Origin of the sequence: Streptomyces sp. CA-278952 (assembly GCF_028747205.1) — a bacterium.
Taxonomy (GTDB): Bacteria; Actinomycetota; Actinomycetes; order Streptomycetales; family Streptomycetaceae; genus Streptomyces.
The window spans coordinates 769,320-796,181 of the sequence record NZ_CP112880.1; the positions used below are offsets into that span (position 1 = coordinate 769,320).

Genomic DNA, 26,862 nt, shown 5'->3' on the forward strand with positions numbered 1-26,862 from the left:
TGCGCGACGCCACACACTGGGACGACGTGGTCACCAAGCTCGGCTACGAACCTCTGCGCCGCCACGACCTCCGGCACACCGGACTGACCTGGTTCGCCGACGCCGGGGTCCACGTACACGTCCTCCGCAGGATCGCCGGCCACGGTTCACTGACCACCACCAGCGCTACCTGCACCCGGACGTCCACGATCACGGCCACCGGGGCGGCGCTCTCGGCCGTCCACTTCAACGAGCTGCGCGCACCACGCTCGCTGCCGAGCCCCATCGTCATGACCCGCTGCCCCGGCCAAGGACGCCGGACCCCGACTGGCCCCAGACTGGCCCCAGAAATGATCAAGGGCCGGTTTCGGATTGCCCCGAAACCGGCCCTGATCTACGACTGTCTCCAGTCGGGACGACAGGATTTGAACCTGCGACCCCTTGACCCCCAGTCAAGTGCGCTACCAAGCTGCGCCACGTCCCGCTGCCCGTCTGACCTGGGGTTTCCCCTGGCTGAACGCGCATGAGAACAATACCGCACTCCGGCAGGTGCTCACCAACACCATTCCGCGCTTGACCTCAACCGCGGTTGATGTTGAACGCTCGGTGTCATGACGAACACGACCGCCGCGACGGTACGCGGCCCCCGCGCATTCCATGACCTCGACCGCCTGATCGCCCTGATGACCGGCGCCGAGAAGCACGCCCCCGCCGCCCATTCCACGCTCGACGCCCTGTGGGTGCTCTACGACAGGGTGCTCCGCGTCACACCGGACACGGCCGACGCCCCCGGGCGGGACCGCTTCCTGCTGTCCAAGGGGCACGGGCCGATGGCGTACTACGCCGTCCTCGCCGCGCACGGCTTCTTCGACGAGGAGCTGCTGCCCGGCTTCGGAGCGTACGACTCGCCGCTCGGCCACCATCCGGACCGGCTGCTGGTGCCGGGGGCGGAGATCGGCAGCGGGTCCCTGGGGCACGGGCTGCCGCTCGCCGTCGGAACGGTGCTCGGGCTGCGCGCCCAGGGCCTCACCGACCCCCGGGTATGGGTCCTGATCGGCGACGCCGAGCTGGACGAGGGCAGCAACCACGAGGCCATCGCCCACGCGGGCCCGGCCGGGCTCGAACAACTCCACACACTGGTGATCGACAACGCGTCCGCCACCCACGGCTGGCCCGGCGGGATCGCTTCCCGCTTCGCGTCCGCCGGGTGGGCGGCGGTGACCGTTGACGGTCGCGACCACGAAGACCTGTACACGGCGTTCACCACACCCCACCCGGGCAGACCGCTGGCCGTCGTCGCCCGCGTCGAACCCAAGAGCTGACCGCACCGACCGACCCCGTACGACCACCACCGCACCACCACCGCCGCTTCGCACAGCGGAGCCCCCGGGAGGACCCCTTCATGGACACCATGCGTGACCGATTCATCAGCACCGCTTCGCGACTCCTGGACGAGGAGCCCCGGCTGGCCGTCGTGCTCGCCGACATCAGCGCCGACGGCTTCGCCCCGGCCCGGCGCGCCCACCCGGACCGGGTGATCAACGTCGGAATCCGGGAGCAACTGCTGGTCGGGGCCGGTGCGGGGATGGCGCTGACGGGAATGCGGCCGATCGTGCACACCTTCGCCAGCTTCCTGGTCGAGCGACCGTTCGAGCAGGTCAAGCTGGACTTCGGGCACCAGGGGGTGGGCGGGATCCTGGTGAGCGCCGGCGGCTCGTACGACTGGCCCGCCGGGGGCTTCACGCACATGTCCCCCGGTGACGTGGCCCTCCTGGACACGCTCGACGGCTGGACCGTGCATGTGCCGGGCCACCCGGACGAGGCCGAGGCTCTGCTGCGGGGGTCCGTCGCCGGCGACGACCGGGTGTACGTACGCCTCTCGCTCCAGGCGAACCGGGAGGCACTGCCCGTGAGCGGCACGGCCGGGTTCACCGTGGTCCGCGAAGGGCGGCGCGGGACCGTGATCGCGGTCGGCCCCATGCTCGACAACGTCCTCGCCGCCACCGAGGGGCTGGACGTCACCGTGCTGTACGCGACGACCGTGCGGCCGTTCGACGCGGCGGGGGTGCGCCGGGCCGCCGGTGCGGCCACGACCGCGGACGTGGTGATCGTGGAGCCGTATCTGGCGGGCACCTCCGCCACCGCGGCGGGCGAAGCGCTGATCGACCTGCCCCACCGGGTGCTCGGGCTGGGGGTGGGCCGCGCCGAGCTGCGTCGGTACGGGCAGCTGGAGGAGCACCTCGCGGCGCACGGCCTGGACCCGCAGGGCCTGCGGAAGCGGATCACCGGATTCCTGCACCCCTGATCCGCACGGCCTGGACCCGCAGGGCCCACCCACCCGACCCGCTGGCCCCGCCCGCCCCGTCGGCCCGGCCAAGGCAGACACGCCCACGCGATCCGCGCACCCCGTCACCCCGGCCGGCAGGCAAGCCCACCCCATCGGCCCGCCCCGCGCCCCCGCCCCGCCGGCCCGGCCCACGCCACCGACGCGGCCCGCACACCCCCGGCCGCACCCGCTACCGGCCGCCCGCCGCGCTCACCCCTCCCCCGCACCCTCGCGCTCCCCCGCCTTCCCATCCCCCGACACGTCCAGCTCCGGGTGCGCCGTCACCAGTCGGCGCGGGGCGACCTGCCGCCAGGAGTCGGCGAGGATGGCGGCCAGCTCTTCCGTGCCCTCCAGGGCGGACAGCCGGACGCGCATCCAGGCGTAGTGGTCGTCGTGCCCCTCACGGATGAAGAACTTCTCCGGCTCGGCGGCGATCAGCTCGGCACGGTCCTCCCGGGGGCACTTCACGCCCATCGCGGTCTCGTCGTCGCCGAGCGAGGCGAAGATTTTGCCCCCCACCCGGAAGGTGGGCTGCCCCCAGGCGAGCTTCTCCGTGGTGCCGGGCAGGGTGAGCGCGGCCGAGCGGACATCGGCGGCGGTGATCGCGGCGTCGGCGGTCATCCCGGACCTCCGTTTCGAGGGGCCCGGCGGCTTGTCGCCGGGATTCGACCGTATCGCCCGGCACCGACATCCACGCGCGACCGGGCCCCACGCCCCGCCCGGCACGGTGGGCCACGCAGACCCATTGACCCCGTCGGAGAGCGGAACCTACTCTGAACGGCGTACTTCAGAAAGCGCTTTCTAACCCACCCCACAGTCGGCATCTACCGCACAGGGAGCGCCTCATGAGACACCGTTCGTTACGCCGGGCCGGACGCGTCGGCCGATCCCCCGGCGGCCCCTCCCCCCTCATCGCCGTCACCTCGCTCCTGGCGCTGGTCCTCGCCCTGCTGGTGGCGTCGCCGCCCAGCGCACAGGCTGCCGCTTCGTACCGGGTGCTCGTCTACTCCGAGGTCACCAACTCCGACCACCCCTCGATCCCCGCCGGGATCGAGGCGGTGCGGAAGCTCGGAGCCGAGCACGGCTTCGAGGTGGAGGCCACGGCCGACTCCTCGGTCTTCAACGACGCCGACCTCGGCCGGTTCCAGGCGGTCGTCTTCAACAACACCAACTCCACCCCGGAGACGGGTGACTTGCTCGACGCCGAGGAGCGGGCCGCTCTCCAGCGGTACATCCGGGCGGGCGGCGGCTGGGTCGGCCTGCACTCCGCGTCCGCCAGCGAACGCGACTGGGAGTGGTACGAAGGGCTGGTCGGCGCGATCTTCGACAAGCACCCCGTCCCCCAGACCGGCCGGATCAAGGTCCTCGACCACACGCACCCCTCGACGCAACACCTTCCCGACCTCTGGGAGCGCCAGGAGGAGTGGTACAACTGGCGCGCCAACCCCACGTCCAAGGTGCACACCCTCGCCCAGATCAAGGTCCGCGACGGGATCGACGGGCTGGACGAGGGCGTGGACCACCCGTTCTCCTGGTGCCAGAACTACGACGGGGGCCGCTCGTGGTTCACGGCGGGCGGACACGACAAGGCGTCCTTCGAGGAGGAGGGGTTCGTCCAGCACCTCCTCGGCGGCATCCAGTGGGCGGCCGGCGCGGCGGAGGGCGACTGCACCGCGACGCGCACGGGTTCGTTCCAGCGGACCCCACTCGCCACGAGTGATCTGGCCGACCCGTTCGAGCTGGCCGTAGCCCCCGACCGCCGCGTCTTCTTCGCGCAGCGGACGGGGAAGCTGAAGGTGATCGACCAGGAGACGATGAAGGTCTCCACCGCACTGGACTTCGCGTACACGCCGGAGATGACCAGCCAGTCGGACGGCCTGCTGGGGCTGACGCTCGACCCCGGCTTCGCGGAGAACAACTGGCTCTATCTGCTGTACTCCGACAAGGTCGAGAAGCGGCTGAACCTGTCCCGTTTCACCGCGGACGGCAACACCGTCGACCCGGCGTCCGAGAAGCGGCTGCTGACCGTGCCGACGCTGCGCGGCGAGGGCCGGGCCAACTCGCACATGGCCGGTTCCCTCGCCTTCGACAAGGACGGCAACCTTTACGCGGCGACCGGCGACAACACCGACCCGTTCGCCTCGGACGGTTTCACCCCGATCGACGAGGGCGAGGGCCGCCGCGCCTGGGACGCGCAGATGACCGCGGGCAACACCAACGACCTGCGCGGCAAGATCCTGCGGATCACTCCCGAGGACGACGGGACGTACTCCGTCCCCGAGGGGAACCTCTTCGCCCCGGGAAGGGAGAAGACACGGTCCGAGATCTACGCCATGGGCATGCGCAACCCGTTCCGGATCACCACCGATCCGCTGAGCGGGGCCCTGATGGTCGCGGACTACGGACCCGACGCCCGCGAGGCGAAGGCGGACCGGGGCCCGGAGGGCACGGTCGAGTACACCCGTATCACCAAGGCGGGGAACTTCGGCTGGCCGTACTGCGTCGGGAACAACACCCCGTTCAACGACTACGACTTCGCGACGAAAACGTCCGGTCCGAAGTTCGACTGCGGGGCGCTGGTGAACGACTCGCCGAACAACACCGGGCTGCGAGAACTGCCGCCGGCCCAGCCCGCCACGGTCTGGTACGCCTACTCGGCCTCGGCCGAGTTCCCGGAGGTGGGCACCGGCGGGGGTGGCCCGATGGGCGGCCCGGTCTACGACTACGACCCGGACAACGCCTACCGCACCAAATTCCCGGAGTACTTCGAAGGGAAGGCATTCACCTACGAGCTGACCCGGCGCTGGTTCAAGACGTTCTCGTTCCAGAGCGAGGACCAGACCTTCGCCGATCCCCGGTTCGCCCCCGTGAAGGCGGGGGACCTCCAGTCGATCAACGGCATCTTCGAGGACATGGAGTGGAACCAGCCCTTCGACGCGGACTTCGGTCCTGACGGAGCGATGTACGTCATCGACTTCGGCCTCGGCAGCGGCACCGGCCGGGGCGGCAGCAACGAGGGCGCGGGCATCTACCGGATCGACTACGTCGGCGACGGCCGGCTGCCCGACGCCAAGATCTCCGTCGACCGGGACAGCGGAACGGACCCGCTGACCGTGACGTTCTCCAGCGCGGGCTCGGGCCTGCCCGGCGATCAACCGGTCCGTTATGCCTGGGACTTCGACGGTGACGGCACCACGGACTCGACCGAGGCCGACCCCACGCACACGTACACCGCCAAGGGGCTGCACACCGCGCGGCTGACGGTGACCGGCCCCGACGAGCTGACAGCACTCGCGGTGCGGGACATCACGGTGGGCAACACCCGGCCGGAGGTGACGATCCAACAGCCTCCGGACGGAGGGATGTTCGGCTTCGGGGACACGATCCCGTTCACGGTGAAGGTGACCGACGAGGAGGACGGCCGGAGCGGCGGGATCGACTGCTCGCGGGTCGTGGTGCAGTCGCAGCTCGGCCATGACACCCATCTGCATCCGCTGGACAACTACACCGGCTGCACGGGCGAGATCATCACGGACGCCGGGGACAGCCACGGTCCGGGACAGAACCTCTACTACGGGATCACCGCCCAGTACGAGGACGAGGGCGCTCCCGACGCCCCGGCGCTGACCGGATCCGCCTCGCTGACCCTGCGGACCTCCTTCCGCGAGGCCGAGCACCGTACGGCGACGGGTGGCGCGAACGGCGGTGCGGACATCGGCAGTCGGGCCGACGCGTCCGGCGGGAAGCGGCTGACCGAGATCGAGAACGGCGACTGGATCGCCTTTGAACCGGTGAACCTCACGGGCGTCGGCTCCGTGACGGTCGGCGCGTCCTCCGGCGGGCTCGGTGGCACGGTGGAGTTCCGGGCCGGCTCCCCCACCGGCGCGTTGCTGGGCTCGGTGAAGATCCCGAACACCGGCGGCTACGAGAAGCTGATCTCTCCGACGGCGAAGCTCAAGAACCCGGGCGGCACGACCACGCTGTACGCCGTGTTCACCAACCCTGACTGGGGTCCCGGCACGGCCGATCTGCTCTCGGTCGACTGGCTGCACTTCAACGGTCCGGGCGTGGAGAAGAAGGCCGGGACCAAAGTGACGGTGAAGGCCGGGCCCGCGTCCGGCACCGCTCCCCTCGCCGTGTCGCTGAGCAGCACGGTCAAGCCCGCTCAGGGCCGCACGATCGCCTCGTACCACTGGGACTTCGGCGACAACGCGAAGCCGTCCGGACCCGAGGGCGCGACGGCGAAGCACACCTACGACCGCAAGGGCGCCTACACCGCGCGTCTGACGGTCACCGACGACAAGGGCGACACGAGCACCGGCGCCGTCCGCATCGACGTGAAGTGAGGAGTCCCATGGGAACGCAGCACGCGAACGGAGCCCGAAGAGCCTTTCTCGGTACGGCGTTGGGGGCGGCGGCCGCCGTCGGGCTCGGCGCGGCCCCGGCCGCCGCGACCGGCCGACGGGGCTGCCGGCGCATCCCCCCGTCGGGGATCGGGATGCATCTGTACACCATGCGGACGCCACTCGCGGCCGACTTCGCGGGGACGCTGGAGCAGCTCGCGGAGATCGGGTACGCGACGGTCGGCGTCAGCGGCCGACACGGCAACTCCCCCGCCGCGATACGGCAGATGCTGGACCGCACCCGGCTCAAGGCCGTGCTGGAGCACGTCGGCTACGACATCGTGACCGGCTCCGGGCTGCCGCAGGCGCTGGAGGACGTCCATACGCTGGGCGGCAAGTGGATCGTGGTGCCGAGCCTGCCGGGTGCGCTGCACTCGCCGGACGGATACCGGGAGGTGGCACGGCAGTTCAACCGGGCGGGTCGTACCGCCCGGGAGTCCGGGCTGAAGCTGCTGTACCACAATCACGGCGGCGATCATGAGGTGGTGGACGGCGTCAGCCTGTACGACATCCTGCTGGACGAGACCGATCCGGAGCTGGTCGGCTTCGAGCTGGACGTGTACTGGGCGGCCAAGGGCGGCTCATCCGACCCGGAGGAACTGTTCGTCCGGCACCGGGGCCGCTTCCCCGCCCTCCATGTGAAGGACATGGCTCCGAACGGGGACTTCGCTGACGTCGGGTCGGGGGTCCTGGACTTCCCGGCCATGTTCGACACCGCGCGGCAGGGCGGGGTCAAGCAGTGGCTGGTGGAGCACGACGCCCCGGCCGACCCGTTCGCCTCGGCGCGGGCCAGTTACCGGTATCTGTCCCGGCTGCGCTACTGAGCGACGGTACGGGAGGTCCGGCCCCGGGGGCGCGGTTCGGCGCACCCGGGGCCGCGTTGTGGGTCCGGCACCACGAGCGACCATACTGAGCCTCCTCGACGGAACGGAGTCCCTTTACCGGGAGGGGTGCCGATATGGACATCGCCACGGTCGTGTGGTCGGCCGCCTGTGACACCTGCGGGGCGGATCTGCGCTGTTCGGGTACGCAGGCCGTGATGGACGACCGCCTGTGGTGGGACGAGGAGCACCAGTGCTCCCGCTGCGACTCGACGGTGCTGGTGTGCGACGGCGAACTTCCCGACCACCTGCGTGCCCGCATGCTCGCCGAGCACGGCGCAGCCCGATTGGTCCTTGCGGAAGCCCCTGTCCGCCGCCTGCCGGTCCTCCGCGCACTGCGGGCCGACGGCGGGCGGACGCTCCCCCAGGCGCGGGCGCTGCTGGAGCTGATACTCGACGGCGGCCACCACGGCACCGGGCCCGAGATGGAACTGCTGGCGCAGAGACTCCGCGCGGCGGGCATCGCGGCCGAAGCGGTGCGGCAGCCGTAGGGCGTGTCCGGAGGGAGCGACGCACCCCGGCACCCGTGACGCGGCCGTGCCGGGCAGGAGGCCTGCCCGGCACGTACCGTTCTCCCGCCTTCTGCCGCCCCTCGGGCTGCCCTCAGTCCTGTGCGGACACCGCGCCCAGCAGATCCCGGATGTGCGCCGCCGCGGCGCGGAACTCCGGGCGGCCCAACGTCTCGCTGTAGTCGCGCTCGGCGGGCAGGCCCACCTCGATGATCTCCGTGACGGTGCCGGGGCGCGGGCTCATCACCACGACCCGGTCGGCCAGGTAGACGGCCTCCGAGATGGAGTGGGTGACCAGCAGGACCGTGGTGCCGGTGGTCCGCCAGATCCGGTTCAGCTCGGTGTTCATCTGCTCGCGGGTGAGGGCGTCGAGCGCGCCGAACGGCTCGTCCATCAGGAGGACCGGCGGTTCGTGGAGCAACGCCCGGCAGAGAGCGACGCGTTGCTGCATACCGCCGGAGAGTTCGTGCGGATAGGCGTCCTCGAATCCGGTCAGTCCGGTCATCCGGATCAGGTCGTCCGCCCTGCCGCGCGCCACCGCCGGCTCCATGTGGCGGATCTCCGCCTGGAGCAGGATGTTGCGCAGCGCCGAGCGCCATTCCAGCAGGGCCGCCCGCTGGAAGACGTAACCGATGTCGTGCCGGGGCCCGGTGACGCGCTCGCCGCCGAGGAGGACCTCCCCCGAGGAGGCGGTGAGCAGGCCGGCCACCAGCTTGAGGAGGGTGGACTTGCCGCACCCGGACGGCCCCACGATGGCGACGAACTCCCCCGGCGCCACGTCCAGCGACACATCGCCGATCGCGGTGACGTCGCGCTTCTTGCCGCGGAAGCGGACCGACACGTCCGCGAGCCGGACCGCCGCCGCCGGGCCCGCCCCGCCGGCCGACCCGGCGCGAGGCGTCGTCTGCTGCTTCTGCATCGTCATCCCTTCAGCGCCTTATCGGTGTCCCAGTACTCCGCCACGGTCTTCGGCTTCGTGACCATGCCGGCCTCGGCGAACACGTCGATGGTCTGCTGCCAGTCCGCCTCGGTGTTGACGCCCGGCGCCTTGCCCTCGGTGGCCGCCGTGTGGAGCAGGGTCAACGTCGTCGCGAACTGCTCGGACAGCACGGCCTTCGGCGGCAGTTGCTCGGAGGCTCCTTCCATCGCCGCCACGGCCGGCTCGGGCGCCTTCTCGGCAGCCGCCCACGCCTCGCTGACCGCCTCCACCATGCGCTCCGCCACCTCCGGCTTCGAGGTGAGGAGCTTCTGCCCGGCGAGCAGCCCGTTGGAGTAGAAGTTGAGCCCGTGCTCGGAGAACCGGATGTAGGAGACCGGCTTCTTGGCCTTGTCCTGCATGATCGGGCCCTGGTCGCTCGCGTAGCCGAGCAGCCCGTCGGTCTTCCCCGAGATCACCGCGGCGATCTTGCCCGCCGGGTCGGTGTTCTGGACGGTGACGTCCGATTCCCCCAGGCCGTTCTTCTTCAGGAAGATCGGGAAGGTCTTGGACAGCGCGTCCCCGGCCGTCCCGGCGATCGTCCGCCCCTTCAGGTCGGCCGGCCCGCCGATGCCCTTGGCGTCGAAGGACTGCACGGAGGCGGGGGTGGTCTGGAGGAAGACGCCGAGGCTCTTCACCTGGACGCCCTGGTCGACGCCCGCGAGCAGGGCCGGGGTGTCGGCCCAGCCGAAGTCACTCTGCCCGGCGGCCGTCGCCTGGACCGTCTTCTGGGAGCCCTGGCCCGCCCGGATGTCCAGGTCGATGCCGTGCTTCTCGAAGATCTTCTGCTGCTTGCCGTAGTAGAACGGCGCGTGTTCGCCGTACGGATACCAGTTCAGGGTCAGCGTGACCTTGTCCAGCTTCTTGCCGGAGTCACTGGTACTGGTCGACGCGTCATCGCCGCCGCAGGCGGTGGCGGCCACCAGGGCGAGGGGTACGACACCGATCAGGAGTCTGCGCGCATGCATGGGCTGGCCCTTCTCGCGACGGGGATTCAGAACGAGGTGGTGGCCGAGGACTCACGCCGGCTGGCGTGCCACGGCAGGAGCAGCTTCTCGGCGATCTCGACGATGACGAACAGCACGACGCCGATCAGCGACATCACCAGCAGCCCCGCGAAGAGCATCGGGGTGTCGAGGTTGCCGTTGGCCTGGAGGATGACGTAACCGAGCCCTTCGTTCGCCCCGACGAACTCGCCGACGACCGCACCGGTCACCGCGAGGGTGACGGCCACCTTGAGTCCGGAGAACAGGTGGGGCAGGGAGGCCGGGAACCGGATCTTCACGAAGGTCTGCCAGGGCTTCGCCCCCATGGTGGCGGACAGTTGGAGCATCTCGGGGTCGACCGCCTTGAGTCCGGTGACCATCGAGATCACCACGGGGAAGAAGGCGATGAGGACGGCGATGAGGATCTTGGGGGCGATGCCGAACCCGAGCCACACCACGAACAGCGGCGCGATGGCGATCTTCGGCACAACCTGGGCGAAGAGCAGGATCGGGTAGAGCGTGCGCTCCACCGTCGAGGAGTAGACCATCACCACCGCGGCGAGCACACCGACGGCGACCGCGATGACGAAGCCGAGGAGCGTCTCGTACGTCGTCACCCAGGTGTGCTGCCAGAGGTACCCGGTCTTCGAGGTCAGGACGTCGAGCGTGGCGCCGGGCGACGGCACGAGATAGGGCTCGATCAGCTCGGCCGCCGCGATCGCCCACCAGACCACCAGGGCGGCCAGCAGCAGGGTGAGAGGCCGCCAGCTCTGCTCCGCCGCTCGGGCGAGCCGTTCCCCGGTCGTGGGGCCGTCCCTGCGGGCGACCCCCGCCACATCGGCGGGGCGCTTGGCCAATGCGCTCTGGCTCACGATGAACTCCCTGGACTTCGGGGGCAGTTGTGGAGACCTGTGCAAGGGTGCGATGCTGCGGGCCCATCCCGTGAAGGCGCTTTCAGAAAGCGCTTTCTGGTAGGGTGCCGCCACGCTAATGACTGCTCCCTCGCACGGTCAAGAGGTCGTCCCGAAGTTTCGGGGCCCTGCCACCACCGCACCCCTGGGGGTCGAGTTGAGTGAACGGGAAACACCGGTCCACCCCGATACGCGACGCCGGGCCCCCGCCGCCCATGTGACGCTCGACGCGGTGGCGCGCGAGGCGGGCGTCTCGCTCGCCACCGCGTCCCGGGCGCTGAACGGCACCACCCGGGTCCGCGACGACCTGCGGGAGCGGGTCCGCGCGGCGGCCGATCTCCTCGGCTACATCCCCAACGCCCACGCCCAGGCCCTCGCCAGCCCCGAGGGCAACCGTACGGTTGGGCTGATCTGCCACGACGTCGGCGACCCCTACTTCGCGGGCATCGCCAGTGGAGTGATGCGCGCGGCCGCCGATCAGGACCTGCTGGTGATGCTGGCCTCCACCTTCCGCGAACCCGCCCGGGAGATCGCGTACGTCTCGATGCTGCGCGCCCAGCGGGCCCGGGCCATCCTGCTGATCGGCTCCGGCTTCCAGGACCGGGCCTGGGAGCGGGCGATGGACGCGGAGCTGGAGCCGTACGTCCGGGCGGGCGGGCGGGTCGCGGTGGTCAGCCGGCACCGGAGCTTGCGGGTGGACACCGTGCAGCCGGAGAACCGGGCCGGGGCGGCGGCGCTCGCGGCCTCGCTGGTGGCGCTGGGGCACCGGGAGTTCGCGGTGCTGAGCGGGCCTGGCGAACTGACCACGGTGGCCGACCGGTTGGCAGGGTTTCGCGAGGGGCTCGCGAGGGCGGGCATCACCCTGGAGCGGGTGGTGCGGGGCGCGTTCACCCGGGAGGGCGGACACGCGGCGGCACGACAGCTGCTGGCCTCCGGGGGCTCGCGGCCGACCTGCGTGTTCGCGGTGACCGACGTGATGGCCGTCGGCGCGCTCGCCGCGCTGCGGGAGGCCGGCGTACGCGTCCCGGAGGACATGTCGCTCGCGGGGTTCGACGACATCCCCGTCGTACGCGAGGTGTCGCCGCCGCTGACCACGGTGGCGCTGCCGCTCACGGAGATGGGCGAGCAGGTGATCGCCCTCGCGTTGCGGACACCGTCGGCGACGGGGCGTTCCCGGGTGCTGCGGATCGAGGGGAACGTGGTCCTGCGGGGCAGCACCGGCGCTCCGCCCGGGAGTTGAGCACGGCACCACCTGCGGGGCGGGTCAGAGGGGGTGGTGGCCCTCCCGGTCGTCGATCTGGCGGACGAGTTCATGGGCGAGCGACTTGATGGTGTCGAGCCCGGCCCGGCCCCAGGGGCGCGGCACGGTGTCGACGGCACAGACGGTGCCCAGCGCGATGCCGGTGCGGTCGATCAGCGGCGCCCCGAGGTAGGAGCGGATGCCTATGTCGTCCACCACCGGATTGCCCGCGAAGCGCGGGTAGTCGCAGACGTCGTCCAGGACGAGGGCCTTGCGCCGGACGAGGACGTGCGGGCAGTAGCCGTGGTCGCGGGCCAGGTACCGGCTGCTGCGGTTGCTGCCCGCCGCCGCCGAACCGAGGTCCTGGCCGCCCCGGTTGCCCGCCGGGGTGTGCAGCCCCGCGAAGAACTGCCGGTTCTCGTCGATGAAGTTGACCATCGAGAAGGGGGTGGCGGTGACTTCGGCCACCTTGTCGGCGAAGGCGTCGAAGTTGTCGTAGGAGGCGTCGGGGCGTTCGCCGAGATCCAGCTTGCGCAGCCGCTGCGCACGGGCCGGGCCGTGCCGGTCGGTGGGTGTCAGGAGCATCCGGCCGGTGGCGAAGGATGTCACGGGTGGGCTCCGAAGGTCTGCAGTGGGGCGGGCGCCGTGGTGGCGTTGATGAGGTGTTGTACGAGGGTGACGAGGGCGCCCGTGCCGGAGCTGCCGATCCGGGCGTCGCACAGGACGACGGGCACCTCGGGCCCGAGGTCGAGCGCGGCGCGGACCTCGTCCGGCTCGTAGCGGTAGGCGCCGTCGAACTCGTTGACGGCGACGATGAAACCGATGCCGCGCCGTTCGAAGAAGTCCACGGCGGCGAAGCATTCGGCCAGGCGCCGGGTGTCGGCCAGCACCACGGCCCCGAGCGCGCCCTGGGAGAGTTCGTCCCACATGAACCAGAAACGTTCCTGGCCCGGTGTGCCGAACAGGTAGAGCACGTGCTGCTCGGAGAGGGTGATGCGGCCGAAGTCCATGGCGACGGTGGTGGCCGTCTTGGACTCGACGCCCTCCAGATCGTCCGTCCCCACGCTGACCTGGGTCAGCAGTTCCTCGGTGGACAGCGGGGCGATCTCGCTGACCGCGCCCACGAACGTCGTTTTGCCGACCCCGAATCCACCGGCGACCAGGACTTTCAGTGCCACGGGGAAGAAATCGGAGGTTCGGGTGCGGTCAGAGCTGTCGTCGTAAACCATCGAGCACTGCCTCCAGCAGGGATCGGTCGGTGGGCATGTCATGGAAGGCGGGAGCGTGCGCGGTGACCGCGCCGCAGGCGACCAGGTCGGAGAGGATGACCTTGGCGACGACCGCGGGCAGCCGGAGGTGTGCGGCGATCTCGGCGACGGACATCGGCCCTTCGCACATGCCGAGGGCCACGGTGTGCTCCGGGCCGAGCGGAATGTCCGGCTCGATGCCCGTGGCCATGATCAGGGACAGCAGGTCGAACGCGGTGGACGGCCGGGTGCGGCCGTTGCTGATCGTGTACGGGCGGATCAGCCGGCCGGCCGCGTCGTCGAGCAGGGGCCCGTCCTGCGGGGCCGGCATCCTCAGTGCCCCGGGGTGAACGGCGACCCGGTCGGCTGCCGGGGCGGGGTCGTCAGATAGGGGCGGACGCTCTTGACCAGCATCGCCATCTCGTAGCCGAGCACCGCGGCGTCCGCCTCGCGTCCCGAGAGGACGGCGAGACAGGTGCCGGATCCGGCGGTGGAGACGAACAGGAGCGTGGAGTCCAGCTCGACGACCACCTGCCGTACGTCCCCGTTGTCGCCGAAGCGGGCCCCGGCACTGCGGCCCAGCGAGTAGAGGCCGGCGGCCAGGGCCGCCATGTGGTCGGCGCTGTCGGGGTCCATGCCGTGCACGGATTTCACCAGCCCGTCGGCGGAGAGCAGGACCGCGCTGCGTGTGTAGGGCACGCGTTGGACCAGTCCGCTCAGCAGCCAGTCCAGGTCCGAGACCTGACCGGACGGCATTTCGGTCGTCATGGTGTCTGCTCCTTGAAGGTGGCGTCTTTCCGGGGTTCCGGGACAACCCGGCCCGGCAGGAAGGGGTCGGCCGCGAACGCTCCGGGCTCGCCCGGCCCGCGGTCGTGGGCGCTCCCGGCGTGGGTGCCGCGCCGGTACGCGGGGCCGTCGTGCGGGTACGCGTCGGGCGGGTAGCTGTCCGGCACGGGCAGGCCGGCCGCGGGCAGTACGTGGTCCGGCCGCGACGCCCCGGCCGGGCCCGGGAGGTCGGTCGGGGCGGAGAGGTCGGTCGGGGCGGGGGCTCCGCGTACGGGAAGGGGCGAGAGGGACTCCAGCGGGGCGTCGAGGGCGGTCTGCCCCCCGGTCCCCGTGCCGCCGGGGCCCCCGTATCCGCCGTCGGAGCTCTCTTCCTGGGCGGTCCGGGCCTCGGCGAGATCGACGCCGCGCCGGAAGGCCGCCATGAGACCCGGGTCGTGCGTGGCGTGCTCGTCCTCGACGCGCGGGGCGGGTGGTTCGCGCAACTGCGGGACGAGGGACTCCTGGTTCGTCCGCTTGGGCAGTTCGGGCCGGGAGCGGGACGGAGCCGGACGGTCGTCGCGCTCCTGGGCGGCCGCCGGGGCGGGCCGGCCGTCGTGCTCGGGCGGGGAGGCGTGCTCGGGCGGGGAGGCGTGCGGAGTGGGGCGGTCGACGCGTTCGGCGCGCAGCGGGAGGGGTGGGGCGTCGCCCTCGGGCCGTTGCGGGCGGCCGTTCTGCGGGGGATCGCCCGCCGACGACCGCGGGCTGCCGTTGTGGCCTTGGCCGGGCCTCTGGTGCGACCCGCCCGTGGACGTCCGGGCCGGATGCGAAGGCCGGGCCGTACCGCTCTGCGGTGGGGCGGCTGCGGGAGCCTGGGCCTCGACCGGCGGCCGGTGCACGGCGCCGGGGGGCGGTACGGGCACGGCGTCGGGCGACCGGGGGGCGTCGGGGTCGGTCCCGAGCAGCGACTGCGGGAGTACCAGCACCGCCTGCGTACCGCCGTAGATGTTGCTCTGGAGGCGGACGGCGATGCCGTGGCGGCGGGCCAGGGCCGAGACGACGAACAGGCCGATCCGGCCGTCCTGGAGCAGGTGGGCGACGTTGACCTGGTCGGGGTCGGAGAGCAGGGCGTTCATCCGCTTCTGCTCGTGGTCCGGCATTCCCAGGCCGCGGTCCTCCACCTCCAGGGCGAGGCCGGCCGTGACGTGCTGGACGCGCAGCAGGACCTGGGTGTGCGGGGCGGAGAACACCGTGGCGTTCTCGACCAGCTCGGCCAGTAGGTGGATCACGTCGGCGACGGCGTGGCCGCGCAGGGTGCCCTCCATCGGCGGGACCAGCTTGACCCGGGGGTAATGCTCGACCTCGGCGATGGCCGAGCGGAGCACCTCGGTCATGGTGACCGGGTTGCTCCACTGCCGCCGGGAGACGGCCCCGCCGAGCACGGCGAGGTTCTCCGCGTGGCGGCGGATCCGGGTGGCGAGATGGTCGACGTGGAAGAGGCCCTTGAGGAGGTCGGGGTCCTCGACCTCGTGCTCCAGCTCGTCGAGGATCTGGATCTCGCGGTGGACGAGGGATTGCAGCCGTCGCGCGAGGTTGACGAAGACCTCGACTTTCTGGTCGTTGCCGGTGCTGCTGAAGAGCTGGGACGCCTGGACGACGGCGGCGAGGGCGGCTTCCTGGGCCCGCGCCATCTCCTGTCCGAGCAGGTCGAAGGCGTCGGCTCCGGGAGCGGGGGGCTGCGCGGGTGGCCGGGCGGCGACGGCTTCCCCGTTGCGGAGCTGCTCCATCACCCGTCGCAGCTCGGCCTGGCCCTGGGCGCTGGCGCGCCGGAGCGCGAGGGCCCGGTCGAGCACCTGGCCCGCGACGCGGTTGGCGCCGAGGTAGGCGGCCGCGACGGCGGCGACGGCGAGCGCGCCGGATCCGCCGAGCGCCGCCCAGAGGCTGGGCGAGGCGTCGACGGCTCCGGCCCGGACGGTGAAGATGACGGCCGCGGCGCCGCTGAGCACGGCGGCGATGGCGGGGAGCAGTGCGGTCCGCAGCAGCTGGGACCGTATGCGGGCGTCGGGGGGAGGCCCTGCGGCGCGCGGCCGGGCCGTGGCCGAGTGGGCGCGCGTGCCGGCGCGGCCGTGCCGCCCGCCTTCACGGCGGTCCGGTCGCGCGTCGGGTGCGCGAAGTTGAGACATCAGCTTCCTCGGTACAGGGGGCACCGGGGGTCGGCGGTCGTGCCGGCGTCCATGCGGTGGCCCCTACGGTGGTCGGTCAGGCGCGGGTCATCGGTCGGGCGGGCCCGAACGTTATGAGCCCACCGTTGATCACCGGGCACACACGGTAGTCGTCAATGACGTATGCGCGACGGGCAGTTGTCGAACTTGCCCGCCATCCGTCCCACTCTGGTATGACCTCTCGCACGCACGCCCGATTGCGCCACCTTGACCCCGATTCGCACCGGAGCACCGACAGGCTGCCCACATGCTGGACACTTCAGGCCTGCCAGGGCCGTCCGACGGATGCCCGCGCGGGGTTCACCCGCAGGTAGGGGACCACTCGACGGGGCGAGAACGCGGCCGGTTACCATATGAGCGCCGCCTAGCTCGAAAGATAAACTTGTGACTGTCAATGACGACTCGTTCACCAACTGGATGCACCGCGAGGAGATCGCGGAGTCGATGATCCCGATCATCGGGAAGCTGCACCGCGAGCAGGACGTCAACGTCCTGCTGCACAGCCGCTCCCTGGTGAACAAGTCGGTGGTCAGCATCCTCAAGACGCACCGCTTCGCCCGGCAGATCGCGGGCGAGGAGCTCTCGGTCACCGAGACGATGCCGTTCCTGCGGGCCCTGACGACGCTCGACCTCGGCCCCTCCCAGATCGACATAGGCATGCTGGCCGCGACCTACCGGGCCGACGGGCGCGGACTCTCCGTCGAGGAGTTCACCGCCGAGGCCGTCGCCGGGGCGACGGGCGACAACAAGATCGAGCGCCGTGCTTCGCGTGACGTCGTGCTCTACGGCTTCGGCCGCATCGGCCGGCTCCTGGCCCGCCTGCTCATCGAGAAGGCCGGCTCGGGCAACGGCCTGCGGCTGCGGGCCATCGTCGTCCGCAAGGGCTCCGGCCAGGACATCGTCAAGCGCGCCTCGCTGCTGCGACGCGACTCGATCCACGGCCAGTTCCAGGGCACGATCACCGTCGACGAGGCGAACAGCAAGATCATCGCCAACGGCAACGAGATCCAGGTGATCTACTCCGACGACCCGACGACGGTCGACTACACGGCGTACGGCATCAAGGACGCCATCCTGATCGACAACACCGGCCGGTGGCGCGACCGCGAGGGCCTCTCCAAGCACCTCCGGGCGGGCATCGCCAAGGTCGTTCTGACCGCACCGGGCAAGGGCGACGTCCCGAACATCGTGCACGGCGTCAACCACGACACGATCAAGCCGGACGAGCGGATCCTGTCCTGCGCGTCCTGCACGACCAACGCGATCGTGCCGCCGCTGAAGGCGATGGCGGACGAGTACGGCGTGCTGCGCGGGCACGTGGAGACCGTCCACTCGTACACCAACGACCAGAACCTGCTGGACAATTACCACAGCTCGGACCGCCGTGGCCGTTCGGCGGCGCTCAACATGGTCATCACCGAGACCGGTGCCGCCTCGGCCGTGGCGAAGGCGCTGCCCGACCTCGACGCCCCGATCACCGGCAGCTCCATCCGCGTCCCGGTGCCGGACGTCTCGATCGCGATCCTCAGCCTGCGGCTGGAGCGCGAGACCACCCGTGAAGAGGTCCTCGACTACCTCCGCAACGTGTCGCTGGCCTCACCGCTCAAGCGCCAGATCGACTTCATCAGCGCGCCCGACGCGGTCTCCAGCGACTTCATCGGCTCGCGCCACGCCTCGATCGTCGACGCGGGCGCCACCAAGGTCGACGGCGACAACGCGATCCTCTACCTCTGGTACGACAACGAGTTCGGCTACTCGTGCCAGGTCATCCGGGTCGTCCAGCACGTCTCCGGAGTGGAGTACCCGACGTACCCGGCGCCGGCGGTCTGACCCCCGGCCCGCTCTTGCGCGCGTACGGCCCCGGTGCCCGGCAGGCCTCCTGCCGGGCACCGGGCAGGTGAGCGGTGCGGGCGGACGGTCGCCTCAGCGCGGGGCGGCCGGCTCCAGCCGTTCGGTCGGGCCCCCGAAGTCGAGGAACGTGGCCCGCTCGGCGAGGAGCCACCGTCCGTCGACCTTCCGGAAGGTGTCCTCGTAGTGTCCGACCTGGACGGGAAGGCGCGGCGGGAGCATCCCGCCGGCATGACCGTCCACGCGGTACGTCGTGAAGTACGTGCTCGCGCTCGCCGATGTCGCGGACGTCAGGTTCACCAGGATGTTGGTGCACAGGCGGCGGGAGAGCCGGTCGGCGGGACGGCCGCCGAAGTAGGCGCGCAGAGCGTCCCGGCCCTCGATCCGCCGGTCCCCCTCGGCCCATTCCCAGACCCCGTCGGGGGTGAACAGCTCTGCCACGTCGCCGGGTTCACCCAGATCGAGCGTGCGGGCGAACTCGACGACCAGCCGCTCACAGGCTCGCTCGGCGATCAGACGGTCCAGGGGATCCAGGGGCTCCGGAGGATTCAGCGCATCGGCTTCCATAACCCCTTCCTACCAACGCCCCCCGAGGAAACACGACTTGTTTTCGGCGGCCCCGGAAAGCGTCACGCGGCCCCGTCAGCGGCCAGGCGTAGCGCGCTCCGGACACATCGGGTTCGAAACGGCTTGCGTAGGGGCCGACGCGTCCCCGACGCTCGAGGAATGATCGATACACGTCTCGCCGAACACATCGTGCTCGTGACCGGGGGAAGTGGAGGAATCGGCAGAGCGATCAGTCGCGCCTTCGCCGCCGAGGGCGCCCGCGTGGCCGTGCACCACTACGTCCCGGAGCAGGCACCTCCTCCGGGAAGGCGCTGGGAGCACGCGCTTCCACCGGCCGAGGAGGCGGTGGATCTCGTACGGGAGCTGGGCGACGCCATCACCGTCGCGGCCGACCTTTCCGCCCCGGACGCCGCGGATCGCCTGTTCGACGAGGTCGAAGGCCGGCTCGGGCCCGTTGACGTGCTGGTCAACAACGCCGCCCACTGCGAAAGTCCGGACACCGTCGACGCGCTGACCGCGGCCGGTCTGGAGCGCCACTACCGGGTCAATGTCGCCGCTCCGGCGCTGCTCACGGCCGCGCTCGCCCACCGTGCCCGCGCCGACCGGTCACCCTGCGTGGTGAACATCTCCACCGATGCTGCGCGCGCCTTCCCCGGGCAGATCGGCTATGGCACGTCCAAGGCGGCACTGGAGGCGTTCACCAGGGCTGCCGCACTCGACCTCGGACGGTCAGGGATCAGGGTCAACGCCGTGGCGCCCGGGCCCGTGCAGACCGGCTGGATGGACGCGGCGCTGATCGACCGGGCCCGGCAGGCCATCCCCCTGGGGCGGGCGGGCGAGCCGGAGGACATCGCCGACGCCGTCGTGTTCCTCGCCTCCCACCAAGCGCGGTGGATCACCGGGCAGGTGCTGCAAGTAGCCGGCGGGCACGCCCTGTGAAATCGGCGCCGGCGAACGCGAGTAGGTACCGAAGGTGCGTCCGGGCGAGGCCGGCGGGAGAACCCGCCGCGCGGGCCGCACGGCCGAGGCTCAGACCTGGCCGAGGTCCGAACTGACCCAGCGCTCGGGGCGCAAGGTGATCACCACCTGCTCGCCGTGGTTCTCCCAGGCGAAGTCCACGTAACCGGCGACCTTCTCGGCCGCGAGGTAGCGCGCCGACACCTCCTCCAGGTCCGCGCGCGTGGCGGGGCGGGTGTCGACGACGGGCCCCTCGACCGAGACGTAGCGGATGGTCGGCTCCAGCCGGTCGACCAGGAGCGTGAACCGGCCCGCCGCGTCGATCAGTTCGGCCTTGCGGGAGGTGCGGCCGGTGAGGATGCGCACGTCGCCACCCGGCTCGTACTGGTACCAGATGGGAACGCTGAGCGGGGCCCGGTCGCTGTCCCGCGACGCGACGGCCAGGGCGGCGACATGGGGTTCGGCGAGGAACTGTTCGCGCTCTTCACGGGTGAGTGCCACTGCACGCTCCTTCGTACGGGGATGGGGGGCTGCCCCAGTGTGCCCCGCGCGCCGGGCGTGTCTCCCGTCACCGGCGCCGGAGCGCGCGGCGTGTCGTACGGGGCGCCCCGCGGCCCGCCGCGAGACACCTCGTGGCGGACCCTAGGAGACGCCGGGAGCGTCCTGGGACCGTCGTACGACAGCCGCTCCACGCAGGGCGACGGCGCACCAGACGGCCACCAGGAGCAGCGCGACCGCGGCCAGGCCCGCGACTTCGAGGGGCTCCGGCCGCCAGCCCAGGGACAGCCGGGTGCCGATCATGACGGTGCCGAGGAGGACCTCCGACGGGGAGTAGACCGGCACCTTGGCCGCCACGAACCGCAGGATGGCGCCCAGCACCAGGCCGATCACGGCCCAGGCGAGCAGATAGCGCCAGAGCGCTCCCGGAGCGGCGGGCGGCAGGCCGTACTCCTCCGGGCCGATGCGGAACAGGGCGCCCAGCCACCCCAGCGTCACTCCGGCGGCGGTGACGAGCGCCGCCCACAGCGCATGACGCCACAGCGGGCCGGACCGCACGCGCTCGTCCTCGTGCTCGTCCTGGGGGTCGACGGGGCTCGTGGTCTCGGGAAGATCCATCACACCCGATGAGACGCTCATCGGCCGCCGATCGTTGCACCGAGGGCGGTGTCGGGTTCATGCCGAGATCGCCGCTGCCCGCCCCGAGGACCGTAGCCCGGCGGCGACCGGCCCGGCATGACCCGAACGGGACAGCCCTTGGACGCTGCGACCGCAGAGTCGGGGAGCACTTCTCAGGTGCATCGCTGCGTCGGATCGCACGTGCATGTCCGCATGGGACGGCGGTTGTGGAGAGGCTACCCAGTAAGGGGCTGAACGTTGATGGCAGCGGGCAGTCGCCAGTCAGCATCGGAATACCCGTAACCCCAACAGCCTTCCGATTGATCGAGGAAGATCGTCTCAGCGGGGGTCGCCCGGCGCCCACCCGCAGCGTTGCCCAACCGCAGCCGCAGGGGGAGGAACTCCACTACGGAGTCGAGGTCAGCCGGAGAACCACACAGTTCTGGCGATCCAGGCTATAGCCAACAAGCACGCCATGCCCGCCGCCAGAAGCACCGGGACCGCCACCGTCATATAGATGGCGTTGGGAATGAGTGCGCGAACCGGCCAGACCCCCGCTACCTTCGGGTTCTGCGGCAGGTAGACGACCTCTACCTTGCTGCCCTTTCCCGGCAGAACGCCCTCCCACCCACTGGCAACCATGCGATTCGTCATGCCAGAGACGTCCGCAAACGTAACAACGACACCATTGCCATAACGGCCGCTCGTATATCCGACACACGTCCCTCGGGTGCGCACCCCTTGTCCACTGAGTCGTACCTTCTCGATGAAAATACCCAACAGCGCCCGGAGGGCTACGTACGCGAAGAAGGAAAGCCCAAAAAGTGCCACGATGGCCGCGAATGCTAAAGCGTGCACCATGTCGAAGCCTCCCGAGGCGTGGATGACCGCTCGCAGTGGGCGGGAAGCAGCTCTGGCCCGCACCGGTAGAGCATGTTGAGGGCCTTGTCGGCGGGATGGGGAAGAAGGAAGCACGCTTCCAAGAAGAAGCGTATCGGGTCCTGTCCTCGCGTCCGTGTCCAGGACGACAGCCGACAGGTCGCCTCCCAGGCCGGGGCGGTCCTGCTCGTCGAAACGGTCCGCAAGATCGGCCTTGACCAGGCCATATCCCAGGCTCTCGCTCCGTGACGCAAACCGCGGGCCGTCCGCGCCGACGACGTCCTGGACGGCCGGCCCAAGGGCATGCGGCTGGTTGTCAGAAACGAACGACCGCACCCCGGGGCCCAGTTGCGGCTTACCGACGCGGACGGCATGCGGCTGACGTGTTGTGCCACCAACACCTCGGGGCGGCCGATCGCCGAACTCGAACTCCGTCACCGGCTGCGGGCCCGGGCCGAGGACCGGATCCGAAACGCCCGCGCCACCGGCCTGCGCAACCTGCCCCTGCACCGCACCGCCCGGAACCGGAACCGGCCGGAGATCGTCCAGATCGCCCTCGACCTGCTGGCCTGGATGCCGATGCTCGCCCTGACCGACACCGGAGCAGTGGAACCCTGCGCCTCCCCGAGACGGCACGCGGGTTCTCCACCTGCCCACAGCGTGAGAACGGTCCACCGACTCCGTCGGCGGACCGTCATGAAACTTCGAGGTTAGGCTCCCGCGCATGAGCAAGGACCATGACGACGAGCCGATATTCGTCCGCTCGAACTGGGGAACAAGTCGCTATGTCTACAACCCGCACCATCCGATCGGCGTGGCCCTCATCATCGGGTCCCTGCTGTTCGCGGCCGGGGGCATGTACTACCTCTTCTCGAGTTCTTCGTGGAGCGAGGGCGAGTTGCGCGACGCCGTGCACACGGCCGTCCGGGACCTGGAGTCGGAGCGGCACACCTTCAGCACCTGGACCGGCGGTTACGACCGTCTGATCCGCGACGCGCTGGAGGAGAGCGGCGAGGCCCCCTCGACCGGCGGCAGCGTGTACGTCGACGAAGCGAACGATCCCTACGACGAGGACGCGGACCCGTCCGTCGACCTGTTCGAGGTCACGGCGAAGGACGTGGACGCCACGTTCTGTCTGGGCGTGTCGCCGCCGGAGCCCGAGTCCGCGCTGGAGAACATCACGGTGAGCCTCTCCATCACCGTCGAGGAGGGCCGGTGCTGAAACCGGCCGCCACGCCCCGGTGGGCCGGTCTTCCGACCGGCGCGGACGCAAGCTTGCAGTTGCCGCAGCGGCAGCTTCTACGGTCATGACCAGGGCCGGAGGAACCGGCCCCGTGAGGCGCTCGTTAGGGAGTGAGGACGTGGCGATGGACTGGCCGATCTCCGAGGTCGCCCGGATGTCGGGGGTGACCGCCCGGACCCTGCGGCACTACGACGAGATCGGTCTGCTGCCACCGGCCAGGATCGGCTCCAACGGCCACCGCTACTACGAGGAGCACCAGCTCCTGCTGCTGCAGCAGATCCTCGTGCTGCGGGCGTTGGACGTCGGACTGCCGGAGATCGGCAGGGTCCTCGCCGACCAGGTGGACACGGTGGAGGCCCTGCGCGGACACCGTCGACGGCTGCTCACCGAACGGGACCGGCTGGACAGCCTGGCCGCGACCGTCTCCCGCACGATCGCCGAGCTGGAACAGTCCAGAAAGGACGGTACCGCCATGACCGCCATCAACCGGCCGGAGAACCTGTTCGAGGGCGTTCAGCCCTCCCGGTACGAGGAGAACCTGCGCGACTTTCCCGGCCTCGCCGAGGAGGCCGGCCGACGGGCCGCCACCATGACCCCGGCGGAGACCGAGGCCGGGCAGCGCGAGCGCACGGCGCTGATGATCCGGCTGGCCGAGCACATGGCCGCCGGCGCCCCGGCCGACGCCGAGCCCGTACAGACCGAGATCGAAGGTCAGTACCGGGCACTCACGGCACTGCACCCGGTGTCCGCCGACGAGTTCCGCGCGATCGGGCGCTCCTGCGTGGACAACGAGCAGTGGCGCGCCGCGTACGAGGCCATCGCCCCGGGCCTGGCCGCATATCAGCGGGCCGCCATCGAGGCGTACGCCGCTTCCCGGCTCGCCTGACCACGAGGGGGCCGCCGCAGGACGAGCCGGCGGCGGCCCTCACCCATCAGCGGCGCGGACGGAGGCGTCCGCACCGCGCGTGGTCAGCGCTCCCCGGCCAAACCGAGACCGCTCCGCGCCGCCGTTGCGGGCTCGAGGCCGGGCCGACCGGCTCCCCGACCTCGACGGCACTGCTGGGGAGCGCAACAGGTCACGGGTGCATCGTCCTGGTGTGCTGCCGACAGAGGTAGAACAGCTCGGGGTCCCCCTCATCGAGTCCGTGGAGAAGGCCGACGGGGCTCCATCCGTTTCGTTGGAGCAGCCGCTGCATCGGCTGGTTGGATACGTTGGTCGAGGTGAACAGCTTCGGTGTGGTGCATGAGGCTGCCGCGGCGTTCAGCAACCGATGGCCAACGCCTCTGCCACGGGCGGAGGGCGTCACCATCAGCATCGTCACGAAGCCCTGTTCGAAAAACGTGTACTCAACCACGCAATAGCCGAGCGGTCCATACGCATCCTCCGCTACGACCGCCAGGCCCTGCCGGCACCACCTTCGGATACTCGCCTGCCGTTCGCCGTTACCTTCGACCGCGATCGTGTCGATCCCGATCAGCGTGTCCGCCTCCGACTCACTCGCGCGGCGCACACCGAACTCGCCCGGATCCACTGCACTCATGTGGCCATGCTGTCAGCTCACAGAGGTCCGCCCTGCATCCGATCGTCCATCACGGACCAGGTAGCAGTCGTGATCAAGGAGCAGGCCCTATGAGGTCCTTGGGAGGTACGTGGTGCCGCGTCAGGCAACGTCCGCCTCTCTGTCGGAGCACGAAGAAGCACATCGGGAGAGTGGTGCGGGGGAATCTGCCACGATCTCCGGATGGGGCGTCTCTCCCCGCTCGTCCGCGACCGGCGCCACCGCTCACCCGCGAGGTCCATGTCACCCCTGCTCGTCTCGGTTACGCTCTCCGCGCCCCGCGGACGCCGCCACGGGTGCGCGATCGGCTGGGACACCGCGCGCCACCAGGCCGCGGTCGGCAGCTTCCCCGCCGGCTCGAACGGTTTGCCCGGACGGGGGAACGCCACCGACTGCCCGGCCTCTTCGCCGGCGTCCTTCGTCCACTCGCCCGGTTCCGCCCAGGCGTGCGGGGCCAGATTGAAGGTGCCCCAGTGGATCGGCAGCAGTACGCCGTGCGGGCGGCCGCCCTGGAGGTCCAGGTGGGCGCGCATGCCTTCGGCGGGGGTCATGTGGATGTCCGGCCAGAAGTCATTCTTGACTCTCTCAGTCCACAGCGGCTTATTTTCGGGCGACTTCCTCCTCGTTGCCGCGTTCTTGAGGGTCCTCATCTCGTGGATCGTGGGGTGATCGCCGTCGTCCTCGCTGCGGTCTCCTTGGCCTTCTGCGCGCTCACGCTCAGCGCTGCCATCAGGTCGACAACCCTTCCCGGATGCTGGCCACTCTCCTCGGCAGGCTCCGGTGGCTGCTTGCCCTGCACCTTCGCGTCGATGGGTTCTCGGGGCCTCGCGCCACTGGGCCCGGTGCCGCTGGTGTCCTCGGCCGGCCATCGAGCCCATCCGCTTTACGGCCCGCTCTATCAGCGCCCTCGTCGACATCAGCAGGGGTCGAGGCGAGCTCGACTGGCGAGCTCCCCTCGACCGGGCACCGCATGGCCGCAAGGTTGGCGTGCCCACGCTCTCACCTCTCCCAGTCAGTCCGTCCTCCTCGGCCGGGACCGTTGCTGGACCACTAACGAGATTGATGGCACATCCGGCGGGAGGGACCATTCGGTGAGGTGCAGGCCCGCCAGCTCGATCAGTTCCTCCGGGATTCCCAGCAGGTGCAGTGGAGTCCGGCCGTGGCTGGTCAGCCAGGCCCTGCGCCGTTGCTGTTCAGCCGAGTCGAGCTGCGCCCACACATCGACCATCACCCCGGGCGGCACGCTGGGGACGGGTCGGGTGCGCCGCCGCACGTAGGGCAGGTTGGCCACGTCGCTGGCAAGCGCGATAAGACACCAAGCAACTTCGTAGGACAGTGTGTGGCCATGGGCGGCCCGCAGCCGGCGGGTGCGCCACTGCCAGCGCGGTGCCAGCAACCAACGGACCGTCGTCAGCGATACGGCCCGCTCCCGTTCGGTTCTCTCTCTGCCGCTGCTCATTGCGCTGATCGCTCGTCGTGTGAAGTGCTCTGCTCCAGCTGCACTTCGCGTTTACGCTGCTCCTCTTTGATCCTTTCGACCGTTCCGGCATAGAGGACGAGCCGAGGATCCTCCTCCAGTCCTTGGTAGTCACCGAGCTGGAACCCGCTGGCGTTGTAATTCTTCTCGATGTCGTCTGCTGTCGACTGCGAGGTGGTGCCACGCTCTCGAAATTTGAAGTATCCGGTGACTCCGGCAGAGATTCCGACCAGTGCACTCAAGGATGAGGTGAATACTGATAGGACTGCGTTGGACCCTTCGTTCATCGCCGTGAGAGTGGACACCACAATTGACCCAGTGATAATGATCAGCTGGAATAGGTTGTATACCCGCCTGTTGCGGCTAGCCTGGGCGCGGTAAGAGGCGATGACATCGAGCGAGGCCTCCCGGTAGACACGCAGGCCCGAGGTCGTGTCGAGGGGAAGTTGAGCGGCCGCTGTCTGGCGCTTTTGCAGAGCATCACGAAAGGAACTCGCTTTTGTAGCCAGGTTTTTGTGATTGTTGTAGAGCCAGTACGAGCATGCAATCCATAAGATGTTGACGATGGCCAGGGAGATCCACCGAGTGACCCCATCGTTCGTTTTCCAGAGGCCGACGACTACGGTGTATCCAAGTATTCCCGTCAGGGTTAACGAACCTAACAGGATTAGCCAGCCAATCCTTTGAAGCGCCTTAGCCGCCCTCAGGTCAGCTTCCTTCAGGCTGAACGCAGCGAACTTTTCTCTATACTCCTCGTGCGGATCAGGCGTCAAG

The 26,862-nt window shown here is 70.3% G+C and carries 26 protein-coding genes, 1 tRNA gene and 2 pseudogenes; 11 read left to right on the forward strand and 18 right to left on the reverse strand.

Going from position 1 to position 26,862, the window contains the following annotated elements; translation table 11 throughout:
• Positions 1-389: 389 nt before the first annotated feature.
• Positions 390-463, reverse strand: a tRNA-Pro gene (locus tag N7925_RS03255).
• Between the two features lie 127 nt (positions 464-590).
• On the opposite strand from N7925_RS03255, the gene N7925_RS03260 reads away from it, so the two are divergent.
• Together N7925_RS03260 and N7925_RS03265 are read left to right on the forward strand one after the other, a co-directional pair.
• Positions 591-1,301: a transketolase gene (locus tag N7925_RS03260; protein ID WP_265598000.1), complete on the forward strand. Its 711-nt coding sequence runs from the start codon at positions 591-593 to the stop codon at positions 1,299-1,301.
• Positions 1,302-1,381: 80 nt separating this feature from the next.
• Complete coding sequence (locus N7925_RS03265; protein ID WP_274342965.1) at positions 1,382-2,284, forward strand: transketolase family protein; 903 nt, start codon at positions 1,382-1,384, stop codon at positions 2,282-2,284.
• Between the two features lie 231 nt (positions 2,285-2,515).
• Here the strand turns inward: N7925_RS03265 and N7925_RS03270 are convergent, their stop codons facing one another.
• Positions 2,516-2,926 carry an MmcQ/YjbR family DNA-binding protein gene (locus tag N7925_RS03270; RefSeq protein ID WP_274342966.1) on the reverse strand — a complete coding sequence of 137 codons (411 nt, stop codon included), beginning with the start codon at positions 2,924-2,926 and terminating at the stop codon, positions 2,516-2,518.
• Between the two features lie 224 nt (positions 2,927-3,150).
• Here N7925_RS03270 and N7925_RS03275 point away from each other — a divergent pair, with 224 nt between their 5' ends.
• The 3 genes from N7925_RS03275 (at position 3,151) to N7925_RS03285 (ending at position 8,080) form a co-directional block, all read left to right on the forward strand.
• Entirely contained in the window at positions 3,151-6,651 is a 3,501-nt protein-coding gene (locus N7925_RS03275) for a ThuA domain-containing protein (RefSeq protein ID WP_274342967.1), read from the forward strand.
• A gap of 8 nt (positions 6,652-6,659) precedes the next feature.
• Complete coding sequence (locus N7925_RS03280) at positions 6,660-7,532, forward strand: sugar phosphate isomerase/epimerase family protein (RefSeq protein WP_274342968.1); 873 nt, start codon at positions 6,660-6,662, stop codon at positions 7,530-7,532.
• A gap of 134 nt (positions 7,533-7,666) precedes the next feature.
• A complete protein-coding gene (locus N7925_RS03285; protein ID WP_265598005.1) occupies positions 7,667-8,080 on the forward strand; it encodes a hypothetical protein in 414 nt (137 codons plus the stop codon).
• Between the two features lie 112 nt (positions 8,081-8,192).
• Here N7925_RS03285 and N7925_RS03290 read toward each other — a convergent pair whose 3' ends face one another.
• Genes N7925_RS03290 through N7925_RS03300 form a run of 3 tightly spaced genes read right to left on the reverse strand, consistent with a single transcriptional unit; the run spans position 8,193 to position 10,932 of the window.
• Positions 8,193-9,023, reverse strand: a complete 831-nt coding sequence (locus N7925_RS03290) for an ABC transporter ATP-binding protein (protein ID WP_265598006.1) — start codon at positions 9,021-9,023, stop codon at positions 8,193-8,195.
• Positions 9,020-10,042, reverse strand: coding sequence for an ABC transporter substrate-binding protein (locus tag N7925_RS03295; protein WP_274342969.1), 1,023 nt, complete (start codon positions 10,040-10,042; stop codon positions 9,020-9,022). The genes N7925_RS03290 and N7925_RS03295 overlap by 4 nt, the downstream gene beginning before the upstream one ends.
• Before the next feature lie 26 nt (positions 10,043-10,068).
• Positions 10,069-10,932 (reverse strand): ABC transporter permease, encoded by an 864-nt coding sequence (locus N7925_RS03300; protein ID WP_265598008.1) that lies wholly within the window; start codon positions 10,930-10,932, stop codon positions 10,069-10,071.
• Positions 10,933-11,188: 256 nt separating this feature from the next.
• Here N7925_RS03300 and N7925_RS03305 point away from each other — a divergent pair, with 256 nt between their 5' ends.
• Positions 11,189-12,211 (forward strand): LacI family DNA-binding transcriptional regulator, encoded by a 1,023-nt coding sequence (locus tag N7925_RS03305; RefSeq protein WP_331618192.1) that lies wholly within the window; start codon positions 11,189-11,191, stop codon positions 12,209-12,211.
• Between the two features lie 24 nt (positions 12,212-12,235).
• On the opposite strand, the gene N7925_RS03310 is transcribed toward N7925_RS03305, so the two are convergent.
• The 5 genes from N7925_RS03310 to N7925_RS03330 are packed head-to-tail and all read right to left on the reverse strand — an operon-like array spanning position 12,236 to position 16,403.
• Complete coding sequence (locus N7925_RS03310; protein WP_274342971.1) at positions 12,236-12,820, reverse strand: GAF domain-containing protein; 585 nt, start codon at positions 12,818-12,820, stop codon at positions 12,236-12,238.
• Positions 12,817-13,440: a GTP-binding protein gene (locus N7925_RS03315; RefSeq protein WP_265598011.1), complete on the reverse strand. Its 624-nt coding sequence runs from the start codon at positions 13,438-13,440 to the stop codon at positions 12,817-12,819. Before N7925_RS03315 ends, N7925_RS03310 begins: the two co-directional genes overlap by 4 nt.
• A complete protein-coding gene (locus tag N7925_RS03320) occupies positions 13,418-13,789 on the reverse strand; it encodes a DUF742 domain-containing protein (RefSeq protein ID WP_006128964.1) in 372 nt (123 codons plus the stop codon). Before N7925_RS03320 ends, N7925_RS03315 begins: the two co-directional genes overlap by 23 nt.
• Positions 13,790-13,791: 2 nt before the next feature.
• Positions 13,792-14,226 (reverse strand): roadblock/LC7 domain-containing protein, encoded by a 435-nt coding sequence (locus N7925_RS03325; protein ID WP_274342972.1) that lies wholly within the window; start codon positions 14,224-14,226, stop codon positions 13,792-13,794.
• Entirely contained in the window at positions 14,223-16,403 is a 2,181-nt protein-coding gene (locus N7925_RS03330) for a sensor histidine kinase (protein ID WP_274342973.1), read from the reverse strand. The genes N7925_RS03325 and N7925_RS03330 overlap by 4 nt, the downstream gene beginning before the upstream one ends.
• Positions 16,404-16,826: 423 nt before the next feature.
• Here N7925_RS03330 and N7925_RS03335 point away from each other — a divergent pair, with 423 nt between their 5' ends.
• Positions 16,827-18,272 carry a glyceraldehyde-3-phosphate dehydrogenase gene (locus N7925_RS03335; protein WP_265598014.1) on the forward strand — a complete coding sequence of 482 codons (1,446 nt, stop codon included), beginning with the start codon at positions 16,827-16,829 and terminating at the stop codon, positions 18,270-18,272.
• Positions 18,273-18,365: 93 nt separating this feature from the next.
• On the opposite strand, the gene N7925_RS03340 is transcribed toward N7925_RS03335, so the two are convergent.
• Positions 18,366-18,857, reverse strand: coding sequence for a nuclear transport factor 2 family protein (locus N7925_RS03340; RefSeq protein ID WP_274342974.1), 492 nt, complete (start codon positions 18,855-18,857; stop codon positions 18,366-18,368).
• Between the two features lie 159 nt (positions 18,858-19,016).
• On the opposite strand from N7925_RS03340, the gene N7925_RS03345 reads away from it, so the two are divergent.
• A complete protein-coding gene (locus tag N7925_RS03345; protein WP_265598016.1) occupies positions 19,017-19,796 on the forward strand; it encodes an SDR family NAD(P)-dependent oxidoreductase in 780 nt (259 codons plus the stop codon).
• Positions 19,797-19,886: 90 nt separating this feature from the next.
• On the opposite strand, the gene N7925_RS03350 is transcribed toward N7925_RS03345, so the two are convergent.
• The 3 genes from N7925_RS03350 to N7925_RS03360 all read right to left on the reverse strand — a co-directional run bounded on the left by N7925_RS03350 (position 19,887) and on the right by N7925_RS03360 (position 21,791).
• Positions 19,887-20,315, reverse strand: coding sequence for a pyridoxamine 5'-phosphate oxidase family protein (locus N7925_RS03350; protein ID WP_274342975.1), 429 nt, complete (start codon positions 20,313-20,315; stop codon positions 19,887-19,889).
• A gap of 141 nt (positions 20,316-20,456) precedes the next feature.
• The gene (locus N7925_RS03355; protein ID WP_274346390.1) at positions 20,457-20,930 is read right to left on the reverse strand and encodes a hypothetical protein; all 474 of its coding nucleotides are present in this window, start codon (positions 20,928-20,930) and stop codon (positions 20,457-20,459) included.
• 420 nt (positions 20,931-21,350) lie between these two features.
• Complete coding sequence (locus N7925_RS03360; protein WP_274342976.1) at positions 21,351-21,791, reverse strand: DUF3592 domain-containing protein; 441 nt, start codon at positions 21,789-21,791, stop codon at positions 21,351-21,353.
• Positions 21,792-22,088: 297 nt separating this feature from the next.
• On the opposite strand from N7925_RS03360, the pseudogene N7925_RS03365 reads away from it, so the two are divergent.
• From N7925_RS03365 to N7925_RS03375, 3 genes and pseudogenes are all read left to right on the forward strand, one after another.
• Positions 22,089-22,403: pseudogene (locus N7925_RS03365) on the forward strand (transposase); the annotation flags it as partial.
• 130 nt (positions 22,404-22,533) lie between these two features.
• On the forward strand, positions 22,534-23,031 hold the full coding sequence (locus N7925_RS03370; RefSeq protein ID WP_274342977.1) for a hypothetical protein: 498 nt from the start codon (positions 22,534-22,536) through the stop codon (positions 23,029-23,031).
• Between the two features lie 145 nt (positions 23,032-23,176).
• Positions 23,177-23,938: a MerR family transcriptional regulator gene (locus N7925_RS03375; protein ID WP_274342978.1), complete on the forward strand. Its 762-nt coding sequence runs from the start codon at positions 23,177-23,179 to the stop codon at positions 23,936-23,938.
• 190 nt (positions 23,939-24,128) lie between these two features.
• Here N7925_RS03375 and N7925_RS03380 read toward each other — a convergent pair whose 3' ends face one another.
• The 4 genes and pseudogenes from N7925_RS03380 to N7925_RS03395 form a co-directional block, all read right to left on the reverse strand.
• Positions 24,129-24,593, reverse strand: a complete 465-nt coding sequence (locus N7925_RS03380) for a GNAT family N-acetyltransferase (protein WP_274342979.1) — start codon at positions 24,591-24,593, stop codon at positions 24,129-24,131.
• Between the two features lie 239 nt (positions 24,594-24,832).
• Positions 24,833-25,186, reverse strand: a pseudogene (locus tag N7925_RS03385) (MBL fold metallo-hydrolase); the annotation flags it as partial.
• A 437-nt stretch (positions 25,187-25,623) separates the two neighbouring features.
• Positions 25,624-26,070 (reverse strand): hypothetical protein, encoded by a 447-nt coding sequence (locus N7925_RS03390; protein ID WP_274342980.1) that lies wholly within the window; start codon positions 26,068-26,070, stop codon positions 25,624-25,626.
• Entirely contained in the window at positions 26,067-26,861 is a 795-nt protein-coding gene (locus N7925_RS03395) for a DUF4231 domain-containing protein (RefSeq protein ID WP_274342981.1), read from the reverse strand. Before N7925_RS03395 ends, N7925_RS03390 begins: the two co-directional genes overlap by 4 nt.
• Between the last annotated feature and the right edge of the window lies 1 nt (position 26,862).